The organism is Massilia frigida (assembly GCF_011682175.1).
Lineage (GTDB): Bacteria > Pseudomonadota > Gammaproteobacteria > Burkholderiales > Burkholderiaceae_D > Telluria_A > Telluria_A frigida.
Window position 1 is genome coordinate 193,135 of the sequence record NZ_WHJG01000002.1, and the last position, 14,587, is coordinate 207,721.

A 14,587-nucleotide genomic window follows, 5' to 3' on the forward strand; every position below is an offset into this window, starting at 1 on the left:
GGCGCCAGGCACGCCGCACACGCTGGCGCGGGCAGCGCCGCCCGGGCCAGCTGTGATAAAATCGACATTCGCTAGGGGTCCTGGGATTTGTTTTCCGGGTGAGAGATACCCTCCGTACCTGATCTGGATAATGCCAGCGAAGGAAAGCGCAAAGTAGTCCCCTCCTTTGTTTGCTCCCCCGTTGGCTCCGGCTTTTTCAAGCAACGCACCGCACGCCGGCGCGTAATACGAGCACACTATGTCATCGCCAAAATTCAAGCAGTCCGTCATCGCCCTGTCCATCGTGCAGGCGTTCGCCTTTTCCGCTCACGCGCAAACGACCTCGCAGGCCATGCCTGAAGTCGTCGTCACCGGCGCCAAGCAGCTCGGCGCCGGCCACGCCAGCGTGGCCGGCTTCTCCGACACGCCGCTGCTGTACACGCCGGCCACGGTGGTGTCGATCAGCCGCGAACAGATGCAGGACTACAGCATCCGCAACAGCACCGACGCCATGAAGTTCGACGCCAGCGTCAGCGATTCGTACAACGCCGTCGGCTACGCCGAGCAGTTCTCGATCCGCGGCTTCGCACTCAATAATGGCGCGAGCTACCGCAAGGACGGCATCGCCATCGCGGGCGACACCCAGATCCCGCTCGAAAACAAGGAGCGTATCGAGATCCTCAAGGGCCTGTCCGGCCTGCAGGCCGGCGTGACCGCGCCGGGCGGCATCGTCAACTACGCGCTCAAGCGCCCGACCGCCGCGCCACTGCGCTCGGTCACCGTGGAAGCGCGCGAGCGCGGCACCGTGTATGGCGCCATGGACCTGGGCGGCCGCTTCGAGGATAAGCGCTTCGGCTACCGCGTCAACGCCGCCGGCGAGCGCCTGCGCTCCTACGTCAAGGGCGCGGATGGCGAGCGTTCCTTTGTTTCCGGTGCGTTCGACTGGCAGATTTCGCCGCAGGCGCTGCTGCAGCTCGACATGGACTATCAAAAGAAAACGCAGATCACCGCACCCGGCTACCAGCTGATTCGCGGCGTCGCGCTGCCGACCAATATCTCGCCGAAAATGCTGCTCAATGAACAGCCGTGGACCAAGCCGGTCGACACCCGCACCAGCAATATCGGCCTGCGCTTCGAGTACCTGATCAACGACGCCTGGCGCACGACGATTACCGCCAACAAGCATGAATTCAAGCGCGACGACTTCACCGCCTTCCCTTACGGTTGCAGCAACGAGGGCGAGGGTTTCTATCCGGGCTACTGCTCGAACGGCGACTACGATGTGTACGACTACCAGAGCGTGGGTGAACGCAAGTCGCCGCTCGGCGCGCAGGCCCTGTTGCAGGGCAAGTTCGCTACCGGCGCGATTGGCCACGAACTGACCATCGGTGCGACGTATCTTGAACGCAGCGACAAGGCCGGCGAGTATGTGTACGACTACGTCGGCTACAGCAATATCTACAACAACCTGATCGTCCCGCCGGTGGACGCCAGCCGCACGACCGGGCCAATCACCGAACGCCTGAACGACCATGAACGCGGCTTCGTGGTGCAGGACATCCTGTCGCTGGGCGCGCAGTTCAAGCTGCACACCGGCTTGCGCTATGCGGCCATCAAGCGCAATGCGACCACAGACACCAACTTTTTGCTGCCGAACGTGGCGCTGGTGTACAACCCGACGCCTGACTGGACGATCTACGGCTCGCTGGCGCACGGAATGGAACACGGCGGCGTGGCGCCGAAGCGCACCACCAATCAATTCGCGTCGCTCGAACCGAGCCGCTCGAAGCAGGTGGAATTTGGCGTGAAGGCGATGGTCGGCGATGCGCTCAGCATGTCGGCGTCGGTGTTCAGCATCGTCAAGGGGCTGGAATACACCAACGCGGCCAATACGTTCGTACGCAGCGGCGAGCAAAAGCACAATGGACTGGAACTGGCCGCCCAGGGCAAGGCTGGCAAGGACTTGAAATACAGCGTCTCGCTGATGGCGCTCGATACGCAGCAGGAAGGCACGGGCACCGCCTCACTGGACGGCAAGCGCGTGACCAATGTACCGAAGTTCAAAACGGCGACGGTGCTGGAATATGCGGTGCCAGCGGTCGCGGGTTTGAAGGTCAACGGGATGTGGCAGTACACCGGCAAGAAGGCATTCGACATCGAGAACAAGACGATGGTGCCGGGTTACAGCGTGTTCAACCTGGGCACGGCGTACGCGACGCGATTCGCCGGTGTGTCGACGACCGTGCGCGCGACGGTCGACAACGTGGCGGACAAGTTCTACTGGCGCGATGTGACCCCGGAACTGGGTGGATATCTGCTGCCGGGTGCTCCGCGTACGGTGCGGGTATCGGCGCAGTTTGATTTTTAAGTAAAGTACCGACACCGCTAACCGGAAAACCGTCGTTCCTGCCATTGGCAGAAACGACGGCGAAGAGTTAGCGATACGCGGTAAGCAACCGTATCGCCTGCACCATCCGCTCGTCCAGACTCCCTGTCACCAGCGAATACCCGATCCCCCGCTCGTCAAGCATCTGAACCACCTGCTCATGAATCGTCTGGCGCACCGCCTCCGATTCGCGCTGCAAACCATCCGCCTCCCACGGCCCATCCGGCGCCGTCACGAGCGTTATCGCATAGTCATGGCGCTGCTCCAGCACTGACAACTGCGCATCGACCCTGTTCCAGTACCAGCGGCTATAAATAGCCGTCATCAGCGGCGTGGTATCGCAGAACAGGAAGCGGCTGGCCTGCCGTGCCGCCGCGTCTTCGCGCGCCATCTGGGTCAGCGCGATCGGAAACTGGTCGCTCTCTTGCGGCACGCGGCCGGTGGCATCGACAAACTCGCGCAGGTACTCGGGCACCCACACGGTTCCGAAGTGCGTCGCCAGCGCGGCGGCCAGCGTCGACTTCCCTGACGATTCGGCGCCCAGGATGGCAACCCGCAGCACCGGCGTCATGGCTTGCCGTCCGCAACGCGCGCCCAGGCGCGCCATCCGAAGCACGCCATCACGACAAACGCCGCATACAGCACCGCCGTCGCATGCAGGTCCTTGTGGATGTACAAACCGACATACAGCACATCGACCACGATCCACACGATCCAGTTTTCAACCTTCTTGCGCGATAAAAGCAGCTGGCCGAGCAGGCTGCCCGCCGTCAGGAAACCGTCGATGTGCGGCACGTCGGTGTCGGTCAGGGTGCGCAGCGCGTAGCCGATCGCGGCGAACAGCACCAGCCAGCCGGCGATGCCGCCAATCCAGCCACGGGGGCTCGAGCGCGTCGCCACCAGCGGCGCATGCTGCTCACCACCATGCAGCCACTGATACCAGCCCCATACCGACACGGCGATGAACACGCCTTGCAGGCCCATGTCGCCGTACAGGCGCGCGTTGAAAAAGACGACGCCGTAGACGGCCGACGAGGCGATGGCGAACAGCCACGCCCAGTGAATCTGGCGGATATTGAGCACGACGGTGATGACCGACAGGACCAGCGCCGTCAATTCGAGCCGTGTGGTGGCCAGGCCAAGCAGGACAAAGGATTCGTTCATACGGAGGGAGTGGCGGAAAGTGGCGCAATTGTAGCGTATGCGCCGCTTTCCAAAAGGTGGGAACGCGGTCCCCACCTTGAGCTCATTTATTTACGCGGGTACTTGATGGTCATTTCCTTGAGCAGGTTGTCGGCATGGTCGACTTCCTTCATCACCCACAGCATGTAGCGGATGTCCACGTGAATGGCGCGCGTGATGTCGCCGTCGAAGTACCAGTCCTTGGTTACCGATTCATAGGTCGAATCGAAGTTCAGGCCAACCAGTTCGCCGCGCTTGTTCATCACGGCGGAACCGGAGTTGCCACCCGTGGTATCGGCGCTGGACAGGAAATTGACCGGCACCGTGTTCAGCACCGGGTCCTTGAACACGCCATAGCGCTTCTCCTTGACCGCATCGAGCAGCGGCTTCGGTGCGTTGAACGGCTCGGTGGCGGTGTGCTTCTCGACGATGCCTTCGACCGTCGTGAACGGGCCCTTGACGATGCCGTCGCGCGGCGAGTACGGCGCCACCGTGCCGAAGGTCACGCGCAGGGTCGAGTTGGCGTCGGCGTAGACCGGCTTGCCTTGCGACTTCTTCCACGCGATCACGGCCGACATGTATTGCGGGATGATGCGTTCGAGGTTGCCGTCGATTTCCTTGCGGCGGTTTTCCAGCGCCATGGTCACCTCATGCAGCTTGACGGCCAGCTTGATGAAGGCGTCGTCCGATTTGGCAAACGCCGCCGCATCCTTGCCGATCCAGCCCAGGCGCTTGGCGGTGTCGCCCAGGTCCGACTGTTTGTACAGCGCGCCGACGGCGTCCGGCGCCGGCAACAGCGCGTCCAGGCCTTGCGGATGCATCTTCGCGGCCAGCTTCTGGTAGCGCTGCAAGCCGGCGCCAAAGCGCGCCTCGTCCACGCTGCCGACGTACGATTGCTCAAGGCGGATCAGGCGCGCCTTGATGAACGACAGGTCGCGCTCCTGGTAAGCGGATTCGCGCTTGGCATCGGGCTTGGCCGCTTCCAGCGCCAGGCGGTAGACGGTGCGCGCGCTTTTCAGCAGGTCGCTGTTACCAGCGACCGACCAGGCGAATTCCTGTTCCGACAATGCCATGTCGGCGGCGATGGCGGCGTCCAGGTCGGCCAGCAGCGTCGGCGACACGCCCTGCTGGTTACCCGGCTTGTTGAACCAGGCGCGGAACTCAGCGTCCTGCACATCCTTGATGGCGGCGATGTCCTTGCGTGCGAAGCCGTCGAGCAGGCCCTGGGTTTTCTTGAGCACGTTGTTGATGCCCTTGACCACGCTGGCGTAGCGCACGTCGTGGGCGGCATTGCCCCTGGTGGCGGCGGCGATGACGGCCAGGTCGGCCTGCATTTCGGCCACGCGCACCGGGAAGTTGGCGTCGCGCGCGAAGCGGATCTCGGACGGCAGCTTGTAGCGGCTGGTGCGGCCGGGGTAACCGGCCAGCAGGATCGGATCGCCATTCTTCAGGCCTTCGGCCGAGACGACCAGGAAGTCCTTGGATTTGTACGGCACGTTGTCGGGCGACGGATCGGCCGGACGGCCATCCTTGCCGACGTAAGCGCGCAGGAAGGAGTAGTCGCCGGTCTGGCGCGGCCACTCGAAGTTATCGACCTCGCCGCCGAAATTGCCGATCATGTCCGATGGCGCGTACACCAGGCGCACATCGCGGATCATCAGCTGGCGGATGCGGTAATACTCAAGGCCACGGTGAAAGCTCGGTACCGAGCAGCGATACGCCTTGTCGGTCTCGCATTCGGCGGTCAGCGCCTTGATGCGGTTCTGGACTTCCTCATTGCGCTCGCGCCCGGACATCGACGGCGACAGGCCCTTGAGCACGCGGTCGGTGACGTTTTCGACTTTTTCCGTGACATAGACCAGGGTATTCGGGCCGCCCGGCAGTTCGGCGTCGCGCGTCTTGGCGAGGAAGCCGTTGACGATGTAGTTCTTGTCGGCGGTCGAATTGCGCTGGATGGCGCCATAGGCGCAGTGGTGATTGGTGACCACCAGTCCATCGCCGGACACGAACGAGGCCGAGCAGCCGCCCACCGACACGATGGCGCTCATGGGATGCTTGGACAGGTCGGCCAGCTTCTCGGCAGGGATGGTGATGCCGATGCGTTTCAGTTCCGACGACAGTTGCGGAAGCTGGTATGGCTGCCACTGGCCTTCATCGGCATTCGCGGTAGCGAATACGCCGAGCAGGGCGACGGGTAAGGCGATGGATTTCAACAAGATATACCCCAGAAGATAAAAGCAAGCGGGGAGTATATCGCTGATGCAAAGCGGTGGAAATGATTTTGTCGGGGGCGTATTGACGGCCGGCGTACCGGAAGCGGACGGTAGTCGGCGGGCCGATGGCATCGGCAACGCCCTGCGTTACAATCGACAGTTGACAAATAATCACCTACATTCCATGTCCATGCCCTCCGTCGTCGTCATCAGAAACCCCATGAAAGCGGCGGGCGTGCCGCCCGATCTGCTGGTACTTCATCGCGGCCAGGTGCGCCAGCCTGTCCCCGCCCTGTTGCAGGTGCTCGGTGCATTTTGCGACGACGGCGACGGCGGCGCCATCGTGGCGGCAATCGCTGTCGACGGGCGCCATGGCTACCTGAACGCCAGCGGCGACTGGATCGTCGAACCCACCTTGAAAGACGCGCGTTCGTTCGGCAGCGATGGACTGGCGCGCTTTTGCGACCAGGGCCTGTGGGGCTACCGCAACCTGAAAGGCGACGTGGTCATCGCGGCCCAGTACGAAAAGGCGGAAGCGTTCAATTTCGGCCTGGCCGCCGTCAGGACCGGCAACCGTCAATGGCGCTACATCGATACCAGCGGGCAGTTCGCATTCGACGGTTTCCTGCGCCATGCCGGGCCGTTCACAGCGGCCGGCCTGGCCGTGGCGCGCGGCTCGACCTACAAAGGCGGCTACATCGACCGCAGCGGCGCGTGGGCGATCGCGCCACGTTTCGAGCGGCCGGCGCCGTTTTCAGCACTTGGCGTGGCCCCGGCCACCGAGGATGGCGAGCTGTATGGCATCATCAACCAGCAGGGTGAATGGGTGCTGGCGCCCTGCCACAGCCAGATCGACGCCTTCAACGACGATGGTCTGGCCTACTTCCAGGCTGGCCAGAATCACGAAGGCTACCTCGATGCGAGCGGCGTTCCGGTCATCCGCGACATGTACAAGCTATCGCCGAGCATGTGCGGCGGCATCGTTGTACTGAACAACCTGAGATACGTGACTGCGCGCGGCCCGCTGGCATTCGACGCTACCCTGGACTGGTTCGGCGACTTCAACCCGCACGGCTTCGCGCTTGCGCGCGCCTGCGGCGCGGCGCGGGGACCAGTGTGGGGCATCGCGCGCGCGGATGCGACCTTCGCGATGGCGCCAGCCGACATGCTTGAACCGCTGACGGACAAGGACCACAACATGGCCGGATCACAGGCCGGCACGCCACTGGCCGCTTTCCTCGCACGCGACGGCAGCATCGCCATGCTCGACCGCGATGCCCGCGTCATGTTCCGCCTGCGCGCTCAAACAGGCCCCAATGGCAGCTACGCGGCGCTGTACGACGATGCGGACCGCCTGCTGTGGCAAGGCCCGCCTTGCGCCGCGCTGCAACTGCCGCAGCCCTACGTATGCGCGTCCGCTGAGGCGCTGCTGGTCGAAGTGCGCTCCGTCGACGGGCTGGTCCCGTATGCCGAATCGATGGTCGCGGCAACCAATGCCAAACTTCACAACATCGGCGTGCTGCTGCAAGCCGTGGAAAACGGCGAAGAGGAGACAGAAGGCGCTTACGCCTACACCACCGGCTACGATGACGTCTTCAACCAGGACGACGATCCAGCCCCCGGCGCCAGGCTGGCAAGATCGCTGCGCACCAGGCGCCGTATCTTTCGCTCCTACCTCGACGAGGGCGAGAACATGCGTTTTGAATTCCTCAACGATGAGCGCCACGACATGATGACGGAGATGTACGCGCGCTGCGTGGCGCGCCTGGCCGCGCATTTCGGCCCGCCCTCGCCCGATCCCGACTACGCCGGCGCGGCGCCGGCGGCGGAGACACTGGCCTGGCGCATCGGGCAGCTGTGGCTGGGAATCTGGGCCGACAGCGAATATGGCGACGGCGACTCGTGGCAGCACATCTGGCTCATCTGCGCGCCGTCCCGCGAAGCGCTGGAAACGGCGCTGGCAAGCCACCGCGTTCCCTGAGCGTCCACTATCACCGCCCAATCGACTGACACATGCGACATATGATTACCCAGCCTGCCCTCATCCGAAACTACATGATTCGGCCAACCGACGAGTGGAACGAACTGCTCGTGCTGCACGATGGACAGGTCCACGTCGCGTCGCCCGGACTGCTGCAAGTATTCGGGCCATTTCTCGATGACGGCGCAGGAGGGACTATTGCCGCCGCGATGGCCGTCAACGGCATGTACGGTTATCTGAACGCCAAAGGCGAATGGGTGGTGGCACCGACGCTCGAATATGCGTTTCCGTTCAGCGAAGGACTGTCGCATTTCTGCGAAGATGGCTCATGGGGATACCGGAACCTGGGTGGAAAGGCCGTCATACCGGCACAGTTCATGCGGGTGGAACCGTTCCGGCAAGGCCTCGCCGCGGTTCAGGTGGGGCGAAACAAGTGGCGCTACATCGACATGAGCGGTCAATTCGCTTTCGACGCCAGCTTCGGCCACGCCAACTCGTTCAGCGTGGTCGGCCTGGCCGCCGCGCGCGGCACCTCGAGCAAATACGGCTACATCGACCGTACTGGCGCCTGGGCGATTGCGCCGCGCTTTGCACTGCCTTACGCATTCGCGCCAGCAGGCGTAGCGCCGGCAACCGAAGAAAACGACAAATATGGCCTCATCGACCAGCAAGGCAAATGGGTTCTTGAGCCGTCTTACGAGCAAATCCACGACTTCAATGACGATAATCTCGCCTTCTGCAGGGAGTCGTACAACCATGAAGGCTATCTCGACACGCATGGTGTGCTCCTCATTCGCGACATGGACCGCTTGTCGCAGACCATGCAGTGCGCAATTGCCGTCGATTCCCATCGCACGTGCATGACTGCGCAAGGCGAGCTGGCATTTGACGCGTCCCTGGACTGGTGCGACCAGTTCAACGCCGACGGCTTCGCAGTAGCGCATCTGCGCGGCGCAACGCAAGCGCCTGCATGGGGTATCGCGCGCACCGACGGCACCTTCGTCCCGACACCCGCCGACGTCATTGAACCGCTCCGGGTTCAACACGCGCATGTCGTTCCGTCGGAAGCGAACACGCCGCTGGTCGCCTTCCTGGCGAGCGACACCCGTTTCGCCCGCCCGGATGGCGCCCCGCCCGCCAGGAGCATCGTCCTGATCGACCGCGATGCGCACATCGCCTACCGCTGGTATTCCGAGCCATGCCCCGAGGGCAAATACGCAGCGCTGTACGACGGCGCCGGCCAGCTATTGTGGAAAGGAGCACCAAGCGCCGTGCTGCATGCGCCGCTGTTCTTCTTTTCAGCGTCCGCCGATTCGCTCCTCACTGAACTTGGAAAGTTCGACGAGCTGACCGGGCTGGCCGAATCGATGGTGCAGGCAGCCGAGGCCCGGCTCCACGCTATCGACGGCTTGCTGCAAGCGCTGGAAAGCGGTGAGGACGAAGAGAACCCTGTATATGAGAACCTGCCCGGGGACTTCGAAGAGTACGACGACGACCTCGACATCGGCGAGCGGCTGGCGAAGTCCATGCGCACGCGGCATCGCATCTTCCGCTCCTATCTGGACGAGGACGAGAACGCGCGCTATGAGTTTCTCGCCGCCGAGCGGCAAGCGCTGATGGAAGCGATGCACGCGCGCAGCGTGGCGCGCCTGACCGAGCACTTTGGCTTGCCGGCGCGCGACCCCGATTACGCCGGCGAAGCGGCCACCCCCGACACCATCGCCTGGTGCATTCAACTTGACCAGGCACTGGCAGGGCCGGAATCGAACCAGCTGTGGCTGGGACTTTCCACCCAGGTCGGCTATGGCGACGGCGACGTATGGCACCACATCTGGCTGGTGTGCGCGCCATCGAAAGAGACGCTGGAAGCGGCTATGGGAGGCCGCACCCTGGCCCACCATGGGAGCGACGAAGATGACAGCGATCCCGCGCCCGGCGCTGGCAACGACTGGCTGGCCCGCGTACGCGCATCGCCCGACACCATCGTCACCATGCCCGAGGAACTGATCGACGACGCAATCGCCGATGCCGCCATCGAGTCCGACATCCGGGCTTACCCGTTTCTGCCGCCGCGTTTGCAAACCGCTGCACGGCTGGAGGCGCTGATCCGGCGTGATGCGTCGACGGCGTCCAGCATCCCGCCGGTGGCCATGAGCGCCGACGGCCTGGCCCTGGCGCGCTCACTGTATGCCGACAATCCCGAGTGGAAGTATTACGACGCGCGCAATTCGGCGATCCAGCAGGAACTCGATCATGAATGCCTGGACCATATCTGGGGCTGCCTGCTCGACGAGAAAACGTGCGAGACCGCCTTGTTCAATGATGCGGATATCCGCCAGGTTCCGTGGTGGCTGCACAGCGAGAAGATCGTCGGCATGGCGTTGGCCGCGAACATCAACAACGTCTATTTCATTGCCCGTTCGGCGATCACACCGGAACTTGCCGAGTACGTGGCCAGCCGGGGCAACGCCAAGCTGATGGCACGCATCCCGCCCGCGCTGCTGACCGGGGAACTGTGCCTGCGGGCGGTTCTGAAGAACGAGGACGCGTTTTCCGCAGTGCCCGCTGCGCTCAGGGAGGCAGTGGTCCACGCCCTGATCGCGCGCGATCCGGAAGCGGCTGACGGCACTGGAAGCCGCTGGCACGCCTTGCGCGCCTGGACACATCTGGCCAACGGTGATCCCGATGCTGCCATCGCCGACGCGCAGCGCGCGCTCGGCCACACCGACGCTCCGGTGCACATGCACTTCGTGCTTGCCAGCGCCTGGCGCGGCAAAAGCGATCTTCAGCGCGCCGCACTGGAAGCTGCCAAGGTGCTGTCGCTGTGGAGCGACTACGTTCCACCGTTCGATCCGGACGCCGACATCGCCTGGCTGAACACCCTGGCACAGGGAGCGACAAGCCAGGCGGACGACGCAACGCTGCTGGAAGAACTGGCATCGCAGCCGCAGCTGCTTGCAACCATCCCGGGGCGACGCATCACGCGCGCCATGGTCGACCTGGCCGTTGGCGTCGATGCGCAAGCCGTGCGATTCGTGCCGCGACGCCTGATGACGACGGCGCTCTACGAACTGGCATTCCGGGAAGGCTGCAAGCAGTTCGAGCAGCTTCCGCCGTCGGTGATGAGCGAGGCGTTTTGCCTCTCCGCCGTGAATGCGCAAGACTACCAACTGAAACATGTGCCGCCGGAGTTGCGCACCCTTGCCTTGTGCATCGCATCGGTGCGCGAACGCAGCTGGGTCATGGACGACGTACCGGCGCCACTGCGTGAAGCCGTCCGTGACGCACTCGCCAAGCCGTCCGCCTGAACAATCACTTACATGAAAGCCGTCCACACATGATCGCGCAGCCAATCCTCATCCGAAACTACATGCACGGCCCGGGTGAAGAGCCCTACCTGCTGGTACTGAGCCACGGTCAGGTAACGCAGCCCGCCCCGGCCCTGAACCGCGTCCTGGGCGCGTTCAACGACAATGGCCAGGGCGGCGGTATCGCGGCGGCACAGGCGACCGATGGCCGCTATGGCTACCTCGATACGCACGGCACGTGGGTGGTCGAGCCGACGCTCGACAACGCGCGTACCTTTGGCGACAACGGCCTGGCGCGTTTTTGCAGCGATGGGCGATGGGGTTATCTTGACCTGACAGGGAAAACCGTCATCGCGCCGCAGTACGAAAACGCACAGGCATTTTGCGCCGGACGGGCGGCCGTGCGAACGGCCACGAACAAATGGACCTACATCGACACCAGCGGTAAACCCGCCTTCAAGGGCACCTTTCGCGAGGCCCGCAGTTTCAGCGATGCCGGTCTGGCCGTGGCGAGCACCAAGCGCGACTTGTTCGGCTACATCGACACCACCGGCGCCTGGGCCATCGCGCCGCGCTTCGCAAGCGCACTGGCGTTCGGCGCCCAAGGCGTGGCACCGGCCTCGGAAGACGGTGAGCTGTTCGGCTTGATCGGCCTCCAGGGAGAGTGGCTCTTGCAGCCTTGCCACCGGAAGATCGGCCCATTCAATGCCAACGGCCTGGCCTATTGCGAAGAAGCCGGCGAGCGCTGGGACGATGGCGGCTACATCGACGCGCGCGGCGAGCATGTGATCCGCCACAAACGGCGCCTGTCGCAGGCCATGTCGTGCGGGATCGCGGTGGAAGCCGACAGCGAGTACGTCAGCGCGCAAGGAACGCTGGACTTCGGCGTGTACGTCAGCTGGGCGCACCGTTTCAACCAGTTCGGATTCGGCACCGCACGTTTTGCCGGCGTCGAGCGAACGCCGCAGGGCGCTGTCGACCTGCCGCCGGTATGGGCCATTGCCAGGGACGACGCAAGCATTGCCATGCCGCCCGCCGGCGTGCTCGAACCGCTGACGGACGACGGCTGCATGGTCGTACCGGCCGAGGCAAACACGCCACTGGCGGCCTTCATCGCCAGCGACATGAGCATCGCCTTGCTCGATCGCGACGCCCGCGTGGCGTATCGTCTGCGCGCCGAGTGGGGGCCGCAAGGCCGCCACGCGGCACTGTACGATGCCGCCGGTGCCCGGCTCTGGCAAGGTGCGTCACATGCGACGCAGCATATGCCCCATCCGTTTTTTTCGGTGTCCGCCGATGCGCTGCTCGAAGAGATCGATAGCGTGGACGACCTTATCACCTTCGCGCAAGCGATGATGCTGAAGACGGAAGAAAAACTGCACAATATCGACGCCCTCCTGCACGCGGCCGACGGCACGGATGAAGTTGAGGATGAAGAGGACGACGAGGACGAGGACGATGACGATGACCTCGACAGCGACGAGAGGCTGGCAAGATCGGTCAGCACCTCCCGCCGCATCTAACAGTCCTACGTCGATGGACACGTGAACGCAGTGTACGAATTCCTCAGTTTTGAACGCGAGCGGATGTCCGAAGCGATGTACACACGCTGCATGGAGCGGTTGGTTGCCCACTTCGGACCGCCCGACCCGGACCCCGACGTTCCGGATGGCTCGCCGGCCGCCGGGCTGCCTGCGTGGCAGGTCGCGCTGCGCCAGCCGATTGCAGGTCCGGATGCGACCCGGCCCGAGTCGAACCAGTTATGGCTGTCCATCGAGCTGGAAAGCGACAATGGCGACGGCAACGAGTGGCACAATATCAGCCTGCTTTGCGCCCCTTCAAAAGAGACGCTGGAGGCCGCGCTCGCAGGGCGCTGTCCGGTTGCTCCGGCGCCCCCCGTCGAAGAAAAACCCGTGCCGCAAACCGCGCAGGAATGGTTTGACTGGGCCTATGGTACGAAACACGCCATCACGCACATGCCGCCGGAACTGATCGACGACGCCGTCGCGGACTACGCCGTCGAGCGTGACGCGGAAGCCCTGCAGGAACTGCCGGCGCACCTGCAAACGCCGGCCCGGCTGGAACGGATCATCAGGCATAGTGCGGATCACGCTGCCGACGTGCCGGGCAGCTGCATGACGGCCGAGGGACTGGCCCTGGCCCGCTCGCTGTACGGGGATGACGACGACTGGTGCCGGCGCGACAAGCGCAGCTCGCGCGTTCCAGCCACGTTTGACGTCAACTGCCTGTACGAGGTCTGGGGCTGCCTGGTTGACGAACAATTTTGCATGAACGCCCTGGCGGCCGGCGCCGGTCTCGGCTCGGCCCCCCTGTGGCTGCGCAGCGAAACCATGTACGCGAGGGTCCGGCTCGGCAGCAGCGCCAACCTGCGCCACGTCCCCCGTGCGTCCATCACGGCGGACATGGTCATGCGCGTCGATGCCAGCGATCTCGCGCTGATCCCGGAAGCGTTCCTGACCGCCGATGTATGCGCGAACTGGATCAAGACCGACCCGATGTCGCTGGGCTACCTGCCCGAAGGGCTGCGCAGCCCCGAGCTTTGCCTGGCGGCGATCAAGCGCAACATGCAGGCGTTTTCCGGCGTGCCGGATGCGCTCAAGGAGGTTATCGCTACAAGCGTCATCGCACGCCAGCAGGGCCCGGCCGGGACAAAGGAAACCGGCTGCCGCTGGCATGCACTGCGTGCCTGGACCCGGCTGTGGAACAGGAATTGGGAAGGCGCGATCAGCGACGCGCTGCTGGCCCTCGGGCAGGTCGACGATCCCGCGCACATGCACTACGTACTGGCCAGTGCATACCGCGCGAACGGGCAAGCGTTTCGGGCCGCCGGGGAGGCAGCAAACGTGCTGTCCTCATGCAGCGATTATGAGCCCGAATTCGGGCCGGCGGTCGATACGGACTGGCTGCGCACCATCGCGCGCACCGCTTTCAACGAGGCCGATGAGGCGACGCTGCTCGATGAACTGCGCTCCAATCCGCTGGTGCTGTCGCAAATCCCCGCGCGCCGCATCACCCGGGCGATGGTGGACCTGGCGGTCGGCATCGACCCGGAGGCGGTAGCCCATGTGCCAAAGCGCCTGATGACGGCCGCACTGTACGCGCTGGCCGTGCGCACCAATAACAAGCACGAAAGCCGGGTGCCGCCCGCCTTCCGCAGCACCGGTAAAGCTGGCTGAGGTCAGCCGGCCTTGGCACGCTTGCGCTTTTTGGGGGCCAGCATGGTGCCGGTGCAGGTGGGTGCGCCGCAGCGGCATTCAAACGCCTTTGCGCTCGCCCGTGTCTTCGGCGATCTGCTCATTGGCCGACGCCACGCGCAGTTCGGCGGCGGCGATGTCGGGTCCACTTCCATGCGCAGGCTGCCGCCGCCCAACTGCGGCTGGTGGCCGCAGGCCATGTCAGCGCTGCGGCCATGTCGACGCCCGCGGCGTATGGACCGGCACTGCTGACATGGATGACGCGCGCGGCTACTGTGACGAGGGCATGGCGCGCTTGAGCGAGGCCGTCCCGGCCCCGCTGT

At 64.2% G+C, this 14,587-nt stretch carries 8 protein-coding genes and 1 riboswitch; of the genes, 5 read left to right on the plus strand and 3 right to left on the minus strand.

From position 1 onward, the window contains the following. The first annotated feature begins 63 nt into the window (after positions 1 to 63). Positions 64 to 162: riboswitch (TPP riboswitch) on the plus strand. Between the two features lie 76 nt (positions 163 to 238). Further along, positions 239 to 2,347: a TonB-dependent siderophore receptor gene (locus F2P44_RS03210; protein ID WP_167084968.1), complete on the plus strand. Its 2,109-nt coding sequence runs from the start codon at positions 239 to 241 to the stop codon at positions 2,345 to 2,347. Between the two features lie 67 nt (positions 2,348 to 2,414). Here the strand turns inward: F2P44_RS03210 and F2P44_RS03215 are convergent, their stop codons facing one another. The 3 genes from F2P44_RS03215 to F2P44_RS03225 form a co-directional block, all read right to left on the minus strand. Continuing rightward, positions 2,415 to 2,936: an AAA family ATPase gene (locus F2P44_RS03215; RefSeq protein ID WP_167084970.1), complete on the minus strand. Its 522-nt coding sequence runs from the start codon at positions 2,934 to 2,936 to the stop codon at positions 2,415 to 2,417. Further along, positions 2,933 to 3,529 carry a nicotinamide riboside transporter PnuC gene (gene pnuC / locus F2P44_RS03220; RefSeq protein ID WP_167084972.1) on the minus strand — a complete coding sequence of 199 codons (597 nt, stop codon included), beginning with the start codon at positions 3,527 to 3,529 and terminating at the stop codon, positions 2,933 to 2,935. Before pnuC ends, F2P44_RS03215 begins: the two co-directional genes overlap by 4 nt. Before the next feature lie 86 nt (positions 3,530 to 3,615). Further along, complete coding sequence (locus F2P44_RS03225; protein WP_229423349.1) at positions 3,616 to 5,763, minus strand: S46 family peptidase; 2,148 nt, start codon at positions 5,761 to 5,763, stop codon at positions 3,616 to 3,618. A 217-nt stretch (positions 5,764 to 5,980) separates the two neighbouring features. Here F2P44_RS03225 and F2P44_RS03230 point away from each other — a divergent pair, with 217 nt between their 5' ends. The 4 genes from F2P44_RS03230 to F2P44_RS03245 all read left to right on the plus strand — a co-directional run bounded on the left by F2P44_RS03230 (position 5,981) and on the right by F2P44_RS03245 (position 14,246). Further along, entirely contained in the window at positions 5,981 to 7,741 is a 1,761-nt protein-coding gene (locus tag F2P44_RS03230) for a WG repeat-containing protein (RefSeq protein ID WP_167084975.1), read from the plus strand. Between the two features lie 74 nt (positions 7,742 to 7,815). Next, positions 7,816 to 11,049 (plus strand): WG repeat-containing protein, encoded by a 3,234-nt coding sequence (locus F2P44_RS03235; protein ID WP_167084977.1) that lies wholly within the window; start codon positions 7,816 to 7,818, stop codon positions 11,047 to 11,049. Between the two features lie 29 nt (positions 11,050 to 11,078). Next, positions 11,079 to 12,572, plus strand: a complete 1,494-nt coding sequence (locus tag F2P44_RS03240; protein ID WP_167084979.1) for a WG repeat-containing protein — start codon at positions 11,079 to 11,081, stop codon at positions 12,570 to 12,572. A gap of 21 nt (positions 12,573 to 12,593) precedes the next feature. Beyond that, positions 12,594 to 14,246, plus strand: coding sequence for a DUF4116 domain-containing protein (locus F2P44_RS03245; RefSeq protein WP_167084981.1), 1,653 nt, complete (start codon positions 12,594 to 12,596; stop codon positions 14,244 to 14,246). Positions 14,247 to 14,587 lie beyond the last annotated feature (341 nt).